Source organism: Weizmannia acidilactici, from assembly GCF_008974185.1.
Classification (GTDB): domain Bacteria; phylum Bacillota; class Bacilli; order Bacillales; family Bacillaceae_C; genus Weizmannia; species Weizmannia acidilactici.
This window is the reverse complement of record NZ_BKZP01000006.1, coordinates 14,341-30,913: the sequence shown is the minus strand read 5'-3', so window position 1 is coordinate 30,913 and position 16,573 is coordinate 14,341. Positions and strand designations below refer to the sequence as shown.

Here is a 16,573-nt window from a genome sequence, read left to right as displayed (position 1 = left end):
AACATTCACATTTTTATCATACCATGGACGCAAAACAAATGATGTGAAGTAAATTCAATTTGCCGGTGATTTTTCAGATTCATTTCAGATACAGCCGCTATACTAAGCTTGAAGTAAAAAAGAAAGGAATGGACATGATGAATACACCAATCCACCCGCTGTTGGTGCACTTTCCAATTGCCCTACTGATATTCGGGGTAATCTTCCAATTTATTGCGCTCTGGAAAAAAGATTTTTTTAATAAAATGGCGCTGTACTTATTTGGCAGCGGTTTTGTGATGGGAATTGTAAGTTATATGACAGGGGATTCCGCCATCCCGGATGCACGGGAAAAATGGGGACAAGCCACACGTTCAATGGTCGAAACGCATGAACATTATGCCTTGATCACGATGATCATTTTCGGGGCAATCTTATTTTTAAAACTGCTTATGTACTTTAAACCGTTTAAATGGATGATGCCGCTCATCATTGTTCTGTGCACAGCCGGCACCACAACTTTAACTTTGACCGGCCATTACGGCGGCAAGATGGTCTATAACAGCCCGGCGAAAACATCTGCACAGACTTCAGCAAAATAATTGCGGCCGGCCGCTTTGGCGCAAAAAGGGAACTCACCTTAATGCGTTAAAGCGGCTAATTTTGCATTTGCGGCTTTTAAGAGATGATGCGGGGACAGAACGATTTGTGTCCCTATTCTGCCTGCACTCACAATGATTTCGTCAAGTGGAGCGGCACTTTCATCCACGAATGTCGGATAGTTTTTTTTCATGCCGATGGGTGAACAGCCGCCGCGGATATAACCGGTATATTTTTGAATATCTTTTACATGGATCATTTCGATCTTTTTCTCGCCGGCCGCTTTGGCCGCTTTTTTCAAATCGAGTTCCGCTGCAACCGGGATGACAAACACATAAAGGTTCCGGCTGTGCCCCTGCGTGACCAATGTTTTAAATACTTTTTCAAGCGGCTTCCCGATTTTCTCCGCAACGGAAACGCCGTCTATCTTCCCGTCCTTTGCCTCATACGACAGCATGCCATATGGAATATTTTGGGCATCCAGCAGCCGCATTGCATTCGTTTTCGCGATTTTCGCCATTTGACCACATCCTTTAAAACGCTTCTAATAAAAGTGTAACGGTTTTGGATGGAATTTTCCATAAAAAGCAAAAAGCCGACCCGCACAGGCAGGTCAGTCGGATCACATCTATTTACGTACTCCCTTTTTCTTTTTTTGGTTCATATCACCACGGCTGCCGGTTGAAAACTCCACCAGTTCTTCCGCGATTTCATTACCGAGTTTCGCATTTTTATTTCTTTCGGCATTCTGGTTGCCGTATTTTTGCCTTCCCATCTGCATGCTCCTTTCCTATTTACAGCTATATTTTGCTGTTAAAAAGAAAGGAATATGCAGAGACGGTTAATGAATGATGTGGGAAACCATCCACGGCGTGGCAAAAATGGAGATAGCAGCGACGATAATCATGCTGACGCTTGAGATCGCGCCGGATTTAGAACTTAATTCAAACGCTTTTGAGGTGCCTATTCCGTTCGCATGCGTTCCAAGCAGGACGCCATGGGCAATTTCATTCTTGATGCGAAGGCTCTTAATGATCCACGGCGCAACGGTTGAACCGATGATCGCGTTAATGATCACGAAAACGGCCGTAACGGACGGTACGCCGCCGATTTTTTCAGAAACCCCCATTGCAATCGGCGTTGTGATCGTAAACGGAATTAAGCTGTGCACAAGGCTTTTATTAAAATGAAAAAGCGCTGCGATACTGGACGAAACAAAAATCGCCATCATCCAGCCGGCCGCAATCCCGATCAAAATTTCCGCCGCATTTTTCCGGATAACGTTGAAGTTGCGGTAGAGCGGCACGGCAAATGCAACAATGGCCGGCTGCAGCAGATCCGTCAAAACCGCTGTGCCTTTTTGGTAATCTTTGTACGGAATATTTTCTCCGAGCAAAAACGCGCTTAATAAAACTGGCGTCACGAGCAGCGGGGACATAAACACTTTTTTGTATTTCGCATACAGTTTCTTAAAAACCCAATAGCTTACAACAGTAAACATCAGGCATACTACTTTAATGGCCACGCATCTTCACGCTCCTCCGGTTAGCAATTTTATCCGCGATCCACCCTGAACAGGCCATGGCGGTGACCAAACTGATGATGATCACAATGATGATTTCCGGGCCGTTTTTCAAAAGCAGGCTTTTATACTTGATCATCCCGACAGCGGACGGAATAAAAAAAAGCAGCAGCTCCGCCAATAAAAAATTTACCCCGATTTCGATCCAACTCATTTTGACAATACCGAATTGCAAAAGGAGAAAGAGTGCAATCATCGCAAGCATGCTTCCCGGCAGCGGAATGTGCAGAAGCTTTGCCGCAAAGCCCATGACCTCAGCGAACAAATAAAGTCCTGCAACCTGCAAAATGCCTATCCCAATCTTTTTCAATATTTTCACCTTCTAAAACCAGTTTACCGCGCAAACATTTATAGGTAAAATGAATATATAGTATGCTGAGCATGCATTTTATCTATCACAGGGAGGGATAAAGTTGGACATCCAGCATCTGCAGTACTTTGTTTCCGTTGCCATCCACGGCAGCTTCACAAAGGCCGCCCAGGAACTTTATGTGTCGCAGCCTACGATCAGCAAAATGATTAAAAGCATTGAAGATGAACTCGGGGTCCAGCTGTTTGACCGCTCAGGGAAAAAAGTCGTTTTGACCGATACCGGACGAGCTGTTTTTTATCAGGCGCAAAAAACATTAAAAGCTTTCCGGCAGCTGACGGAAGAAATCAATGATGTCGCCAACCTGAAAAAAGGCACGATCCGGATCGGGCTCCCGCCGATGATCGGATCGCGCTATTTTCCCCGGGTGATTGATGAGTTCCACCATACATACCCGAACATCAAAATCCAGCTTGTGGAGGATGTCACAAGAAAAGTAATCCATGATGTCGAGAACGGTACATTGGATCTTGGCGCCGTCGTCATGCCGGTCAATCATGAATTGCTCAGCTATTTTTCTTTTGTCCATGACCAGCTTGTTCTTCTTGTGCACCCGTCCCATCCGCTTGCGGACCAGAACCGTGTAGGGCTTGCGCAGTTAAAAGATGAGGAGTTCATTTTTTTCCATAAAGATTTTGCCCTGCATGACCAGATTATCCAGGAATGCCTGAAACTCGGGTTTATGCCGAAAATCATTTACGAAAGCACCCAGTGGGACCTGATCTGTGAACTCGTTGCATCCAACCTTGGGATTGCCCTGCTGCCGAATACAATCTGCCATGCATTCAACCCGGAACGCGTAAAAATCATCAGCTTGGTCGACCCGGTCATTCCATGGAATTTGGCGATCATTTGGCCGAAGCACCAATACCTTTCTTTTGCTGTAAAAGAATGGATCCGGTTTACAAAAACTTTATTCGGCTGATGATGCAGAAAAACCGGCTGACAGGGCCGGTTATGGTTTGATATCAATCCTGTATGCCTCAAACCAGTAATGGATCTGGGCAAGATACGCAAGCAGCTGTGGGCCGGTCATGAGCTGGCCGAACCACGGCGTCTGGAACGCTTCCCCGTTTGTGTTCACCAATTCCATTAATTGATCGCGGAGCAGAAACTCATACAAAATGGAATCCTTCTTCTCCAAAATTTCACTGAGCCATTGTTTTACCGCCGCCGTGTAAGCCGGGTGGTGCGTTTTCGGGTACGGGCTTTTTTTCCGGTATAAAATTTCTTCCGGCAAAATGCCCTCCAACGCTTTCCGCAAAATGCCTTTTTCCCTGCCGCCGTACATTTTCATGTCCCAAGGAATATTCCATACATATTCGACAATCCGGTGGTCGGCAAACGGCACGCGCACCTCAAGGCTTGCCCCCATGCTCATCCGGTCTTTCCGGTCAAGGAGCGTCGTCATAAACCAAAGCATATTGATGTAAAACAGCTTCCGGCGCTTTGCCTCCAGCGGCGTTTCCCCGTTCAGGAGCGGGGTTTCCGCAACAGATGCTTCGTATTTTGACATCACATAATCTTTCAATTGCAATTTTTCCTGCCAGCCTTCTTTTAACAGGCTGACGCGCTCATCCAAAGACCGCATCCACGGGAAGCCTTCACGGTTCAAATCATCTTCACGCCGGAACCACGGGTAGCCGCCGAAAATCTCATCCGCGCACTCACCGGAAAGGCTGACGGTAAAATCTTTTTTGATTTCGCGGCAGAACCAGAGAAGCGAGGAGTCCACATCCGCCATCCCCGGCACATCGCGGACAATGACGGCTTCTTTTAAGTACTCGGCAAGGTCTTCCTGCCTGATCACGCAATTGTGGTGAACCGTATCAAACGCTTCCGACATTTTCCGGATCCACAGCCCGTCGGCATTCGGCTGGAAATCGCTCACCTTAAAATAGCGCTCATTTTCTTCATAATCGATGGAAAAAGTGTGCAGCCTGCCCTTTCCCTCTTGTTTAAAATGATTGGCACTAATAGCGGTAATGGCGCTCGAATCGACGCCGCCCGACAGGAACGTGCAAACGGGGACATCTGAAACCAGTTGCCTGACAACAGCATCCTGAATAAGCGCGCGGATGTTTTCAGCCGTTTCTTCCACCGTATCCGTATGCGGCGCGCTTTTCACATTCCAATAACGCCAAACTTTCAACCCGTCCCTGGAGAAAGTAAGCGCATGGGCCGGGCGCAGTTCTTCCATGCCGCGGAAAACACCCGTCCCCGGCGTCCGGGATGGCCCGAGCCCCCAAACTTCAGCGAGCCCTGCGTAGTCAACTTCTGCTTTGACGTTCGGATGTGCGAGCATCGCTTTTAATTCCGAGCCAAACAAAAAGCCGCTTTCATGTTCTTTATAAAAGAACGGCTTTACTCCGAGGCGGTCGCGCGCGGCAAATAATTGTTCTTTGTTCCTGTCCCAGACTGTAAAGGCAAAAATCCCGTTCAGGCGTTCAACACATGCTTCTCCCCATTCGATATAAGCAGTCAAAAGTACTTCCGTATCAGAATGCCCCCGGTAGGTGTAACCTTTTTTCAAAAGCTCCGCACGCAAATCTTCCGTATTATACAATTCGCCGTTATAACAAATCGTATACGTGTTTCCGCCCTTTTGGCGCGTCATCGGCTGGACGCCGCATAAAGGATCAACGACGACAAGCCGCTTATGGCCGAATGCCGCATGCGGTGAAAGCCATATATTGGTGTCATCCGGACCCCGTTTGCTTAATGTTTCCGTCATTTTTTTTACCGTTTCGATTTCACTCCGCAAATCTTTTTGAAAATCGACCCATCCGGTTATTCCGCACATTCCGGCTCACCCTTCCTGAATTTCTCCGGTTTTGCGGCATTGATGCTTATAAGCCGCTATACCGTGCAATTTTTTCTTTTCGGCTGTATTAGTATATAGGCAAATACCCCGGAATGTGAGTTGTCCTATGATGGAACATGGAATGGGGCAAAATCGTGCCCAAATTTTTTATGGTACAATTAACATATGTTTTGGGTTATAGAAAGGGATGAGCTGATGATTGCCGCATTAATCGTCATATTGGTGCTCGTATTGTTTTTGCCTTTTTTCGCGCCGCTTGTCGAGCGCAATTTGGAAGTTTTTTTATTTATTATGGGATGGGTCGCGGCCATTGCCGGCGGTGTGCTGGACAAGCCGCTGATCATAAAAGCTTTGGAGGATCCCGTTAAAATTACAATTGCGGTGTTCATTGCCGGCTTATTGTTCCGCTGGCTGGAAAAGCCACTTGAAAAAATCATTTCCGCCATTAACCGTGTAATGCCGTTTTCGCTTTTGGCTGCACTGATTGTGATCATTTTAGGCCTGCTTTCAAGTGTGGTGACCGCCATTATTTCTGCTTTGATTTTAGTGGTCATCGTCAGCGTCCTGCGGCTCGACCGGAAATCGGAAACACAGCTGGTGGTGTATTCCTGCTTTTCCATCGGGCTCGGCGCCGCGCTTACCCCGATTGGCGAGCCACTTTCGACCCTTGCGATCAGCAAGTTAAACGAGGACTTTTTTTATCTAATCCGCCTGATCGGGCCGGAAGTGATTTCAGCTATTTTAATTTTCGGCATCTTGGCTGCGGTGGTGATTAAACCGGAAAGCTCGGAATTGGGGCTTCAAAGTGCGCACAACCGTGAATCGTATGTGGATATCGTTTTGCGGACGGTGAAAATTTACTTGTTTGTCATGGGGCTGACGCTGCTCGGGGCGGGGTTTGAACCGCTCATCAACCGTTTCCTGCTTGATTCAAGCCCGTTTATTTTGTACTGGATCAATATGATTTCGGCTGTGCTCGACAATGCAACATTGGCAGCTGCCGAGATCAGTTCGAAAATGGCGAATAGAACCGTCCAGGCCATTTTACTCGGACTGCTGATCAGCGGCGGGATGCTCGTGCCGGGCAATATCCCGAATATCATCTCCGCCGGAAAACTGCGGATCACAAGCCGGGAATGGGCCAGATTCGGGCTCCCGATCGGCCTTGTTGCCATGGCGGTTTATTTTGTAGTGATTTTGTTGGTGTAAGGTATGAAGGACAATTTATGGGACGGCATCGTTAGTTTTGTCCTTCAACCGACTAAGGAAAAACAATACACCAATTTTAAAACTACATTGAATCCTTTATAGACACAAAGGGTTCCCCAAAAGCCATGTGCCCAGTTTTCGGGGGACCTTTCTTTTAGTTTTGCACATAAACATTTTCCAGTTCCGCCCGCAAAAACTTGGCCAATTCAAGCATGCCGTATTTTCCCGCAGCCGCTTCGGCATCGGAATTATAATTTGTATTCGTATTGATGTCGTACGTAAAAATTTCGCCGTCCGCATTGCGGATAAACTCAATGCCCGCAACCTTGATCCCGTTGCCGCGCAGTAGTTCTTCGTATTTTTGAATAATCGGCTCGTTAAAATCGTCAATAATTTGGAACTTCGGTTTTTGTTCCGTTTCCTCGCCGGCAGGGCAGAACAGGCCGCCGATTTGGCAGGCATCGGCAGGGCAGAGTTCAAAACCTCCCGACGTATCCACCCGGACCGCGTACACAAATTTTCCGCCGATGAATTCGCAGCGGGTAATGTAATGCTCCGGTGATTCAATGTATTCCTGCACAAGTGTCACGCCGTCCCGCGGTTCTTCAAACACATCACTTTCAACATACTCCTTGAGCGCATCAACCGAATGAAAAAGCTGGACGCCGAGTCCTTTGCCCGCGCGGTTATGTTTCGTGATAAAAGCAGAGGCCCCAAGTTTTTCTGCGGCTTTGATCATTTGTTTCTTTCCGACCGCGGCAATCGTTTTCGGCGTGCGGATCCCGTATTTCTCCAGTTCCATATACTGGTTCACTTTGCTCACTTCAAGCCGGAGCGCGCTGCTACCGTTGATGACCCGGCGCCCGTGTCGCTCGAGCCAAGCCAAAACGGCCGATGTCAGTTCAGGGGCATAGGTATGTTCCCTCGTGTGTGAGGAAGCGCTCATCCGGCTGAAAAAAATCCCTTCCGGCGGCTCCGAAGTCAGATCCACCGTCCCTTCATCCAAGAACCAAAGCTCATAAGACAGGCCCAATTCTTCGAACCTCTTTACCAAATGGTCCGTCCATTCCTGATTTTCATGCAAAACATAAATCTTAGCCACGCAGTTTCCTCCTATTTTCCAGTTTTTGTTTATTCCAATAACGGCATGACTTGTTTTGAAAAACGTTCCATCTCTTCCAGTTGCGGGGAAAACTGCAACAACAGCAAATCAACACCGGCATCTTCAAATTCCTTGATGCGGGAAGCAATCTGCTCGGGCGTGCCAATTAAATTCGGCCGCAACCCGCGGTTGGAGACGGAATAATCATACAATTTTACTTGCTGCTCAAGTTGCGATTTGCTGACAAAATCTTTGTAGCCGGCATACCCGCTCGTTTCCTTTACATCCGTAATCCGGGCCAGTTCCGCCTGCGCTTCTTCTTCCGTATCGCGGCAAATCACATAAGCCGCCATGCCGAACGATTCAAACGGTTTTTTGCCTGCCGCTTCACGTCGCTTTTTCATGTCCGCAATTTTGGCGCGCAGTTCTTCCACCGTGCCGCCGTGCATCACGTAAGCATCACAACCGTTCACAATTGCCTGCTTGCCACGCTCGCTTTCCCCACCCGCATAAAGACGCGGATACGGCTTTTGCACCGGTTTTGGCGCAAGATGCGCATTTTCAATTTTGTAAAAACGGCCGTCATACGAAAACGTCTCTTCTGTCCACATTCCTTTCAGCACATCCACAAATTCTTCCGTCATGTCATAGCGCTCATCATGGGCGGTGAAAATGCCGCCGTACTGCTTCGCTTCGCCTTCCCACCATGCTGAAACAACATTTAAGGTAAAGCGGCCGTTGCTGATGCGGTCAATGTTTGCCGCCATTTTTGCGGTAACGGCCGGATTGTGGAAACCGGGGCGGACTGCTGCCATAATTTCGATTTTTTCCGTAACAGCTGCGAGTGCAGCAGCCGTCGACCATGCTTCGAGCGAATCGCTTTCAGGTCCCTTTATGTCATTTAAGTAGAGTTCTGCGATTAAAGTCGTGTCATATCCCCATTTTTCAGCAGACTGGGTCACTGTTTTCGCGTAATCAAACGTCGGCAGCATGTTTTCATCCTCAACATTCCGCAGCCATCCGCCAAAAATCGGCAGCCAAAAGCCGTATTTCATCTGTTGTTCCTCTCCTTTGTGTATGTATGAAAAAAAACTTCCCCGATAAGAAGAAGTTTTCAATCAAACGCCTCTTATCTTTCAGGAATCAATCCTGCTGGAATTAGCACCTTTCAGATAGACATCTGCGGTTGCCGGGCTTCATTGGGCCATTCCCTCCGCCACTCTTGATAAGAATTTTCAATTGTCATATTAATCATACTACAAAACTTTGAATTTGTCATCCTACACCGCTTTATGATCCGTCAGCTTAAAACGATTTACAGATTTTTAATGATAAAGTTCTTAAAAGATGTAACTGCCGGGGACATATAGCCTTCCGCTTTCCACACCATGTAAATTCTGCGGGAGCATTGGAGATTTCGTACCCGTATGACTGAGATTTTACTTTCATTCACATCGGGGATAAACGGAATAAGCGCTACACCTAAACCAGCTCCAACAAGATCTGCGACAGTTCGTTCCTCCAATCCTTCAAAGGCCACCTTTGGTTCGAAACCCGCCTCAACGCATAGTTTATCAATGACCTCTCGAAGTGCAGTGTCATCCTTAAAAAGAATAAACGGTTCGTCTGCCACCTCTATTAAATCTATTTCCTCGATCCCGGCCAGACGGTGGTTTGCCGGTACGATTAAATATAATTCTTCCTATAATGCGACCTGATCATCCATGGGAAGCAGGGGATGAAGCGGCATTAAGGAATTCCTTGGCAGCGTCAGCCATTACGTTGTCCAACATTCAGACATTCCTGTATTGATGATTAAATCATCAGATTCTGATTTTAAAGAAAGACAGCCCGGCGATGCATGTTCGTTTATGCTGTTTTTCAGACTAAAAGGGGCTGTCCCAAAGCACTGAAAAGTAGTTTGATAATGATCGCAAAATTCACGAGACTCCTGCGGGAAAAGCGAGCAAGAAGAGACCCAGTGCGCTTGAGGGACGAGCGAGGAGGCTCACGACGCGTGAGGAAAGCGAGTGAATTTCGCGATCATCAACAATCTCTGATAATTTTTACATTGCATGAAAAAGGGATGTCCCTAAGTCAGTTAACCAACTTTTGGGACAGCCCCGTTTTCATTATATCCTGAAGTAACTTTTTAACCAATCTGCCTTCCTGCCGCAAACTGGCTGTAATAAAGATCAGCGTAAAAGCCGCCTTTTTCAAGCAGGGACTGGTGGGTACCCTGTTCGATCACATCGCCGTGGTTCATCACAAGTATCAAATCGGCATCGCGGATCGTCGACAGCCTGTGGGCGATAACAAAACTCGTGCGCCCTTTCATCAGGTGGGCCATCGCCTTTTGGATTGCGGCTTCCGTTCTCGTATCAACGCTGCTTGTTGCTTCATCCAAAACCAAAATTGCAGGGTCGGCGAGAATCGCGCGGGCAATAGTCAAAAGCTGCTTCTGCCCTTGGGAAATATTTGTTGCTTCTTCATTGAGCACCGTATCATAGCCGTCCGGCAGCACGCGGATAAAATGGTCGGCATGCGCCGCTTTTGCTGCCCGGATGATTTCCTCTTCCGTAGCATTTTCACGGCCGTAAGCGATATTGTCGCGGATCGTGCCGTTAAACAGCCACGTATCCTGAAGCACCATCCCGAATGTCGTCCGCAAATTATCCCGCTTAAGATCGCGGATATCGATCCCATCAATGGTAATTTTGCCGCCGTCCAGTTCATAAAACCGCATCAGCAGATTGATCAGTGTCGTTTTCCCTGCACCGGTCGGCCCGACGATTGCCACCATCTGGCCGGCCTTGACATTAATATTCATATTGCCGATGACCGGCTCGCCGTTTTTATAGCCGAAGCGGACATGGTCGAAAACGACATCGCCTTTTGGACGGGCAAGTATTTTCGCATCTTTTGCATCCGGCACTTCTTCCGATTCGTCCAAAATTTCAAATACGCGTTCTGCAGAAGCAATCGTCGACTGGATGATATTCGCAATGTTGGCCGTTTGTGTAATCGGCTGTGAGAACTGCCGCGAATACTGGATAAACGCCTGCACATCGCCGACTTCAATCTTGTTTTTTGTGACAAGAATGCCACCGGCAACAGCGACAAACATATAGCCGATATTGTTGACAAAATTCATTAGCGGCATCATTGTCCCGGAAATAAATTGCGCCTTCCAGCCTGATTCATACAGCTTATCATTCAGTTCTTCAAATTTGCGAATCGTTTTTTCTTCATGGCCGAAAGCGCGGATAATTTGGTGGCCCGTGTACATTTCCTCAACATGGCCGTTGACCGCTCCGAGCGCCCGCTGCTGCCTGATAAAATGTTTTTGCGATTGCTTCGCCACAAACGCCGTCGCCAAGATGCTGAGCGGGATCGTCAGCAACACAATCAGCGTCATGAGCGGGCTGATCGATAGCATCATTACAATGACACCGATAATCGTCACAAGCGATGTGATCAGCTGCGTCAAACTTTGCTGCAGCGTCGAACTGATATTATCAACATCATTGATGACGCGGCTTAAAATTTCCCCGTGCTGACGGGCGTCATAATATTTCAGCGGCAGCCGCGCCAGCTTTTCTTCGACATCTTTACGCAGCTGGTACACCGTTTTTTGCGCAACACCAGCCATCACATATTGCTGAATAAAACTAAAGACCGAGCTGATCACATAAAACCCGACCAGCCAAATAAGAATTTTGCCGATATAATCAAAATCAATATAGGCACCCGGAACGCCTTTCATTTTCATGACCATACCCTCAAACAGTTTTGTTGTCGCCTTCCCCATAATTTTCGGCCCGACAATCGTAAAAATGACGCTTAAAATTGCCGTAAAAAGCACCGTCACAAGCCGCAGCCATTGCGGTTTTAAATACGTTAAAAGCCGTTTGAGCGTACCTTTAAAATCTTTCGCCTTTTCCGCAGGCATGCCTGCCATCATGTGGCCGCCCGGGCCCCTTCTTACAGGAGGCGTTTGTTTCGTTTCCCCGCTCATGCATATTCCTCCTCTGCCAGTTGGGATGAAACAATTTCGCGGTAAACGCCGCAAGTTTCCAGCAGTTCGCGGTGCGTCCCGATCCCGGCAATTTTCCCTTCATCAAGCACAATAATCCGATCCGCATCCATTACCGTACTCACCCGTTGTGCCACGATCAAAACGCAAGATTCTCCCGTCTCCTTTTTGAGCGCCCTGCGCAAAGCGGCATCCGTTTTAAAATCGAGCGCCGAAAAGCTGTCATCAAACAAATAAAATTCCGCTTTTCTCACGAGCGCTCTGGCAATCGACAGGCGCTGCTTCTGCCCGCCGGAAACGTTCGTGCCACCCTGGGAAATCACTGATTGGAACCCGTCCGGCATTTCTTTTATAAAAGAGGCGGCCTGCGCAACTTCTGCGGCGTGCTCCACTTCGGCATCTGTTGCCTGCTGATTGCCGTAGCGAATATTTTCCGCGATCGTGCCCGAGAACAGAACCGCTTTTTGCGGAACAAACCCGATTTTTTTACGCAAATCTTCCTGCTTCATCTCGCGGATATCTGTCCCGTCGATTAAAATCCTGCCTTCTGTTACGTCATAAAACCTTGGAATCAAGTTCAGTAAAGTGGACTTCCCCGATCCTGTCCCGCCGATTATAGCCGTTACCTCACCCGGACCGGCCTGAAACGAAATATTGGATAGCACCGGCTGTTCGGCATTTTCATAACGGAACGCCACATTGTCAAACACAATCGTTCTGGACAAGTTTTCATTTGCCTGCTTTGGCTCTTTAGGATCGATGATTTTTGTATTCAAATCGAGCACTTCCCGGATCCGCCCCGCCGATACGGACGCACGAGGAATCATAATAAACATTACCGACAGCATAATGAATGAAAACATGATTTGCATTGCATATTGGATAAACGCCATCAAATCGCCGACTTCCATCGCCCCGCTGTCAATACGGTGCCCGCCGAACCAGACAATCGCAATTGTGGAAAAATTTAAGATCAGCATCATCATCGGCATCATTACGGCCATTATTTTATTGACGCGGATTGCCGTATTTGTCAAATCCACGTTTGCATGGTCAAAACGTTCTTTCTCGAAATCCGTGCGGCTGAACGCCCGGATAACGCGGATGCCGGTCAGATTTTCGCGCATGACGCGGTTTAACGCATCCAATTTTTTTTGCATCAATTGAAACAGCGGGATCGCTTTTGACTGTACGAAAAGGATGACAATTGCAATCACAGGGATCGCCACCGCCAAAACGCCTGAAAGTTTTACATCCCGCGTAAGGGCCATGATGATACCGCCGATGCACATTAAAGGCGCCATGACCATCATCCGCAGCATAATCGTCAGCACCTGCTGAACTTGGAAAATATCATTCGTTGTTCTCGTAATCAAAGAAGCAGTGCCGATTTGGTTGATTTCTTCCTGGAAAAACGTTTCGACATGGGAAAAAACTTTACTGCGCAGCACACGCCCAAATCCGGTGGCCGATTTTGCCGTAAAAAAACTTGCCCCGATCGAGCAGAGCATGCCGGCTGCCGCCACTGCGAGCATATAGCCGCCTATTTTCCAAATATACGACACATCGCCGTTTACAACGCCTTTGTCGACAATATCGGACATCAATGTCGGCAAGTACAGTTCCGACATCGTCTGCAGAAAAACAAGCACGATGACAAGCGCCACCTGCATCCAAAACGGTTTTAGATAACGAAATAACTTTATCATAGGCGAGTAGACACTTCCTTTAACAGCTTAACGTATCCAAATAATGGTAAGCCTTTTTTAAATAAGCAATAAATCTTCTTGTTTCTTCTTCCCCCAAATGGTTGACCAATCCCCGAAAAAAACGATTTGCCGCTTCTTCAACCTGGCGGATAGCATGATTACTTTTCTCTGTTAAAAAGACCCGCACCATCCGGCGGTCACGCCTATCTGTTTTTCTTACAATTAAACCGCTTTCTTCCATTTCATTGATCAGTTGCGTCACGGTCGAAGAAGTGACGTGAAGCCGCCTGCCCAATTCCGAGACGCTGATTCCGGTATCCTGGGGACCGGAATGGACGGCCAATAGCAGGCGCATTTCACTCGGTTTCATCTCTCCGGAATAAAAAAAGGCATGCGGCTTCACTTTTCTTAATTGCCACAATGTATGCATCAACTCCTGCGACAAATCCTCCTGATCTGCCAAGGCTGCCGCTCCTTTCACATTTAATTTGTTTATTAATTAATTAATTAAGTAAACTAATTATAAAAACCGGCATTGCCCGTGTCAATGTACAAATTGTGTCGGACATTTTTAGAATGGCTCACGTTCAAGGTCTTTGTAGCCGATGATCACAAAATTTGCGGGATAGGCGAGAGCAGTAAAGGGTAGCCGGGCGGGGAGGACTGAAATGAATTTCAGCCTAAAAAAAGAAAAAGTCGTCCCGCCTTACAGCAGGATCCGGCTTATTTTACAAATTTTGACCGCCTATCCGGCATCTTTTTAATGAACTGGTTCGTGACTTCTGATGCCACAAGACCAATGGCGATCGCAACCGATAAAAGCAGCACTTTCGCGGCAAGCGATACCGCGCCGTTATAATCGTTTTGCACAAAATGCCGCATCGCATCATAAGCCAAACCGCCCGGCACAAGGGGAATAATCCCGCCGACCGTAAAAATCAGGATCGGCGTTTTATAAAGGCGGGCAAAAACCTGGCTGATGACCCCGACGAAAAAAGCCGCAATAAACGTGCCGTAAACCACGTTCAATTGGAACATATAAAACAAAAAATAAATCCCCCAGCCGATCATGCCGACAATCCCGCACTGGACAAGCGACTTTTTCGGTGCGTTAAAAATAATCCCAAATCCTGCCGAGGCAAAAAAGCTGGTCAACAATTGCTGGAACAACATACATCACCCTTTTAAAAAATCGTTAATATGATGGCAATGCCGGCGCCGATCGCAAAAGAGGTCAAAAATGCTTCAGCGCCTTTTGAGACGCCGGAGAATAAATGGCCCGCCATAAGGTCGCGCAGCGCGTTTGTGATGGCAAGCCCTGGTACAAGCGGCATGACCGAACCGATGATGATTTTATCCAATTCCCGGCCGATTCCGACCTGGACAAGGCCGTATGCCGTGATGCCGATTACGAGTGAAGCGACAAATTCCGCAAAAAACCGCACCTTTACGAAATGGTGCACATAAAGTGTGCTGAGGAAACCGAGCCCGCCAACAATACATGCCGGCAGAAAATCCGCCCAGCCGCCTAAAAATATGATCACAAAGCAGCCGCTCGCAATGGAAGCGGCAAGCAACTGCAGCCATAGAGGGTAGGCTTCTTCCTCTTTTTCAATTTTTTTTAACTGGTCATATGCTTCCCGGAGCGTGAGCGTGCGATTGCTGATCTTCCTTGAGATGCTGTTCACCTGGTCGACTTTCCTTAAGTCTGTTGACCTGTTGGAAATGCGGATCAGTTTTGTCAGTTCAGCGCCATCAAGCGAAAAAATAATGGCGGTCGGCGTGACAAAGCTGTGCGACCCGCTGATTCCGCAAGCGGCTGCGATTCTAGACATTGTATCCTCCACGCGGTAAGTTTCCGCTCCACCCATCAGCATAATTTTTCCAGCCAATAAACATACTTGCATCACTTGGTGAGCTTCTTCCTGGCTAAGTTTCATTTGTTTCTCCCCATGTTACATTTCTGCATTAATTAAACCACAGTTGGACCGGTAAATTCCAGTACAGCCCGCCATCATTAGGAAAGCCGGCCCCTTTATGCTGGGGACCGGCCCTCTCAATCTTAAAATTATTTAATTTCTAGCGTCCAGTTCAGCGGATCTTCCGTTTTCCCAAGCTGGATGCCGGTTAATGCATCGTAAAGCCGCTTGGCAATCGTATCCGGATCTTCCGCATTCGGGAGTTCCATTATAATGTCTTTCCAGCCGAGCTCGCCGACAGGGGAAATGACAGCGGCTGTCCCTGTTCCGAATACTTCTTCCAACTGGCCTTTTTGGTAAGCTTCATAAATTTCATCGATCGAAATCCGAACTTCTCTGACAGGAACATTCCAATATTGCAGCAGCTGGATGACCGAATCCCTTGTGACGCCGCCGAGGATGCTGCCGTTCAGCTTCGGCGTGACAACTTCCCCGTTGATTTTAAAGAAGATGTTCATGCTTCCGACTTCTTCAATATATTTTCTTTCAACGCCGTCCAGCCAAAGCACCTGGTCATAGCCCATCTGTTCCGCTTTTTCCTGCGCTTTCAGGCTTGCCGCATAGTTTCCGGCAGTCTTCGTAAAACCGACGCCTCCCGGAACGGCGCGGACATATTCGTCTTCAACGTAAATCCTGACAGGTTTCAATTGATCTCCGTAGTAGGACCCTACCGGAGAAAGAATGATCATTAGTTTATATTCATGTGCCGGATGCACGCCAAGGCTTGATTCCGTCGCAATGATAAACGGACGGATATAAAGCGAAGTCCCTTCTTCATTCGGGATCCAATCTTTTTCGAGTTCGACAAGCTGTTTAATCGCATCTAGTACAACATCTTCGTCTATTTGCGGGATGCTCAATCTCGCGCAAGACATATTCAGCCTGGCAACATTTTTTTCAGGCCTGAACAGCAGAACCCTTCCATCCTTTGCGCGGTAGGCTTTCAATCCTTCGAAAACAGCCTGGCCGTAATGCAGCACCATCGCCGAAGGTTCCAATACAAGCGGAGCGTAAGGTGTAATTCGTGGATGATGCCAGCCATCTTCATCATTATAGTCCATGACAAACATGTAATCCGTAAAGTGTTTGCCAAATCCTAATGATTCTACAGCCGGTTTTTCTTTTTTCACATCTGCTTTAATTAATTCGATAACCTGATTCAAACCGAAAGCATCCCTTTCCA

16 protein-coding genes, 2 pseudogenes and 1 riboswitch are annotated in these 16,573 nt (G+C 47.6%); of the genes and pseudogenes, 4 read left to right on the top strand and 14 right to left on the bottom strand.

Features of this window, described 5'->3' with window-relative positions:
• The first annotated feature begins 137 nt into the window (after positions 1 to 137).
• The gene (locus BpJC4_RS03930; RefSeq protein ID WP_151680971.1) at positions 138 to 581 is read left to right on the top strand and encodes a DUF2231 domain-containing protein; all 444 of its coding nucleotides are present in this window, start codon (positions 138 to 140) and stop codon (positions 579 to 581) included.
• Between the two features lie 38 nt (positions 582 to 619).
• On the opposite strand, the gene ybaK is transcribed toward BpJC4_RS03930, so the two are convergent.
• The 4 genes from ybaK to BpJC4_RS03915 form a co-directional block, all read right to left on the bottom strand.
• Entirely contained in the window at positions 620 to 1,099 is a 480-nt protein-coding gene (ybaK, locus tag BpJC4_RS03925; RefSeq protein ID WP_151697560.1) for a Cys-tRNA(Pro) deacylase, read from the bottom strand.
• A gap of 108 nt (positions 1,100 to 1,207) precedes the next feature.
• Positions 1,208 to 1,354: a hypothetical protein gene (locus BpJC4_RS16035; RefSeq protein ID WP_172967449.1), complete on the bottom strand. Its 147-nt coding sequence runs from the start codon at positions 1,352 to 1,354 to the stop codon at positions 1,208 to 1,210.
• A gap of 66 nt (positions 1,355 to 1,420) precedes the next feature.
• Positions 1,421 to 2,104, bottom strand: a complete 684-nt coding sequence (locus tag BpJC4_RS03920) for an LrgB family protein (protein ID WP_151697559.1) — start codon at positions 2,102 to 2,104, stop codon at positions 1,421 to 1,423.
• On the bottom strand, positions 2,094 to 2,471 hold the full coding sequence (locus BpJC4_RS03915; RefSeq protein WP_151680968.1) for a CidA/LrgA family holin-like protein: 378 nt from the start codon (positions 2,469 to 2,471) through the stop codon (positions 2,094 to 2,096). The genes BpJC4_RS03920 and BpJC4_RS03915 overlap by 11 nt, the downstream gene beginning before the upstream one ends.
• A 103-nt stretch (positions 2,472 to 2,574) precedes the next feature.
• Between BpJC4_RS03915 and BpJC4_RS03910 the strand changes: the two genes are divergently transcribed.
• Complete coding sequence (locus BpJC4_RS03910) at positions 2,575 to 3,456, top strand: LysR family transcriptional regulator (RefSeq protein ID WP_151680967.1); 882 nt, start codon at positions 2,575 to 2,577, stop codon at positions 3,454 to 3,456.
• Positions 3,457 to 3,486: 30 nt separating this feature from the next.
• Here BpJC4_RS03910 and asnB read toward each other — a convergent pair whose 3' ends face one another.
• A complete protein-coding gene (gene asnB / locus BpJC4_RS03905) occupies positions 3,487 to 5,334 on the bottom strand; it encodes an asparagine synthase (glutamine-hydrolyzing) (protein WP_151680966.1) in 1,848 nt (615 codons plus the stop codon).
• Between the two features lie 216 nt (positions 5,335 to 5,550).
• Between asnB and BpJC4_RS03900 the strand changes: the two genes are divergently transcribed.
• Complete coding sequence (locus BpJC4_RS03900; RefSeq protein ID WP_151697558.1) at positions 5,551 to 6,564, top strand: DUF1646 family protein; 1,014 nt, start codon at positions 5,551 to 5,553, stop codon at positions 6,562 to 6,564.
• Positions 6,565 to 6,718: 154 nt separating this feature from the next.
• Here BpJC4_RS03900 and BpJC4_RS03895 read toward each other — a convergent pair whose 3' ends face one another.
• The 3 genes and pseudogenes from BpJC4_RS03895 to BpJC4_RS03885 form a co-directional block, all read right to left on the bottom strand.
• Positions 6,719 to 7,666 carry an ATP-grasp domain-containing protein gene (locus BpJC4_RS03895; RefSeq protein WP_151697557.1) on the bottom strand — a complete coding sequence of 316 codons (948 nt, stop codon included), beginning with the start codon at positions 7,664 to 7,666 and terminating at the stop codon, positions 6,719 to 6,721.
• A 29-nt stretch (positions 7,667 to 7,695) separates the two neighbouring features.
• On the bottom strand, positions 7,696 to 8,721 hold the full coding sequence (locus BpJC4_RS03890; protein ID WP_151680963.1) for an LLM class flavin-dependent oxidoreductase: 1,026 nt from the start codon (positions 8,719 to 8,721) through the stop codon (positions 7,696 to 7,698).
• Between the two features lie 71 nt (positions 8,722 to 8,792).
• A riboswitch (SAM riboswitch) is annotated at positions 8,793 to 8,898 on the bottom strand.
• An 83-nt stretch (positions 8,899 to 8,981) separates the two neighbouring features.
• Positions 8,982 to 9,356 (bottom strand): annotated as a pseudogene (locus BpJC4_RS03885) (LysR substrate-binding domain-containing protein); the annotation flags it as partial.
• A gap of 21 nt (positions 9,357 to 9,377) precedes the next feature.
• Between BpJC4_RS03885 and BpJC4_RS16465 the strand changes: the two are divergent.
• Positions 9,378 to 9,486, top strand: a pseudogene (locus BpJC4_RS16465) (universal stress protein); the annotation flags it as partial.
• A 332-nt stretch (positions 9,487 to 9,818) separates the two neighbouring features.
• On the opposite strand, the gene BpJC4_RS03875 reads toward BpJC4_RS16465, so the two are convergent.
• The 6 genes from BpJC4_RS03875 to BpJC4_RS03850 form a co-directional block, all read right to left on the bottom strand.
• Positions 9,819 to 11,684, bottom strand: coding sequence for an ABC transporter ATP-binding protein (locus BpJC4_RS03875; RefSeq protein ID WP_151680961.1), 1,866 nt, complete (start codon positions 11,682 to 11,684; stop codon positions 9,819 to 9,821).
• Positions 11,681 to 13,411 (bottom strand): ABC transporter ATP-binding protein, encoded by a 1,731-nt coding sequence (locus tag BpJC4_RS03870; RefSeq protein WP_151680960.1) that lies wholly within the window; start codon positions 13,409 to 13,411, stop codon positions 11,681 to 11,683. Before BpJC4_RS03870 ends, BpJC4_RS03875 begins: the two co-directional genes overlap by 4 nt.
• Positions 13,412 to 13,430: 19 nt before the next feature.
• Positions 13,431 to 13,874, bottom strand: a complete 444-nt coding sequence (locus tag BpJC4_RS03865; RefSeq protein ID WP_151680959.1) for a MarR family winged helix-turn-helix transcriptional regulator — start codon at positions 13,872 to 13,874, stop codon at positions 13,431 to 13,433.
• Positions 13,875 to 14,134: 260 nt separating this feature from the next.
• The gene (locus tag BpJC4_RS03860; RefSeq protein WP_151680958.1) at positions 14,135 to 14,581 is read right to left on the bottom strand and encodes a threonine/serine exporter family protein; all 447 of its coding nucleotides are present in this window, start codon (positions 14,579 to 14,581) and stop codon (positions 14,135 to 14,137) included.
• 14 nt (positions 14,582 to 14,595) lie between these two features.
• The gene (locus tag BpJC4_RS03855) at positions 14,596 to 15,351 is read right to left on the bottom strand and encodes a threonine/serine exporter family protein (protein WP_151680957.1); all 756 of its coding nucleotides are present in this window, start codon (positions 15,349 to 15,351) and stop codon (positions 14,596 to 14,598) included.
• Between the two features lie 128 nt (positions 15,352 to 15,479).
• A complete protein-coding gene (locus BpJC4_RS03850; protein ID WP_151680956.1) occupies positions 15,480 to 16,553 on the bottom strand; it encodes a branched-chain amino acid aminotransferase in 1,074 nt (357 codons plus the stop codon).
• Between the last annotated feature and the right edge of the window lie 20 nt (positions 16,554 to 16,573).

Coding starts and splice junctions, on each gene's coding strand:
- BpJC4_RS03890 (WP_151680963.1), bottom strand. CDS start 8,721: ATGAAATACGGCTTTTGGCTGCCGATTTTTGGCGGATGGCTGCGGAAT.
- asnB (WP_151680966.1), bottom strand. CDS start 5,334: ATGTGCGGAATAACCGGATGGGTCGATTTTCAAAAAGATTTGCGGAGT.
- BpJC4_RS16035 (WP_172967449.1), bottom strand. CDS start 1,354: ATGGGAAGGCAAAAATACGGCAACCAGAATGCCGAAAGAAATAAAAAT.
- BpJC4_RS03855 (WP_151680957.1), bottom strand. CDS start 15,351: ATGAAACTTAGCCAGGAAGAAGCTCACCAAGTGATGCAAGTATGTTTA.
- BpJC4_RS03900 (WP_151697558.1), top strand. CDS start 5,551: ATGATTGCCGCATTAATCGTCATATTGGTGCTCGTATTGTTTTTGCCT.
- BpJC4_RS03875 (WP_151680961.1), bottom strand. CDS start 11,684: ATGAGCGGGGAAACGAAACAAACGCCTCCTGTAAGAAGGGGCCCGGGC.
- BpJC4_RS03870 (WP_151680960.1), bottom strand. CDS start 13,411: ATGATAAAGTTATTTCGTTATCTAAAACCGTTTTGGATGCAGGTGGCG.
- ybaK (WP_151697560.1), bottom strand. CDS start 1,099: ATGGCGAAAATCGCGAAAACGAATGCAATGCGGCTGCTGGATGCCCAA.
- BpJC4_RS03930 (WP_151680971.1), top strand. CDS start 138: ATGAATACACCAATCCACCCGCTGTTGGTGCACTTTCCAATTGCCCTA.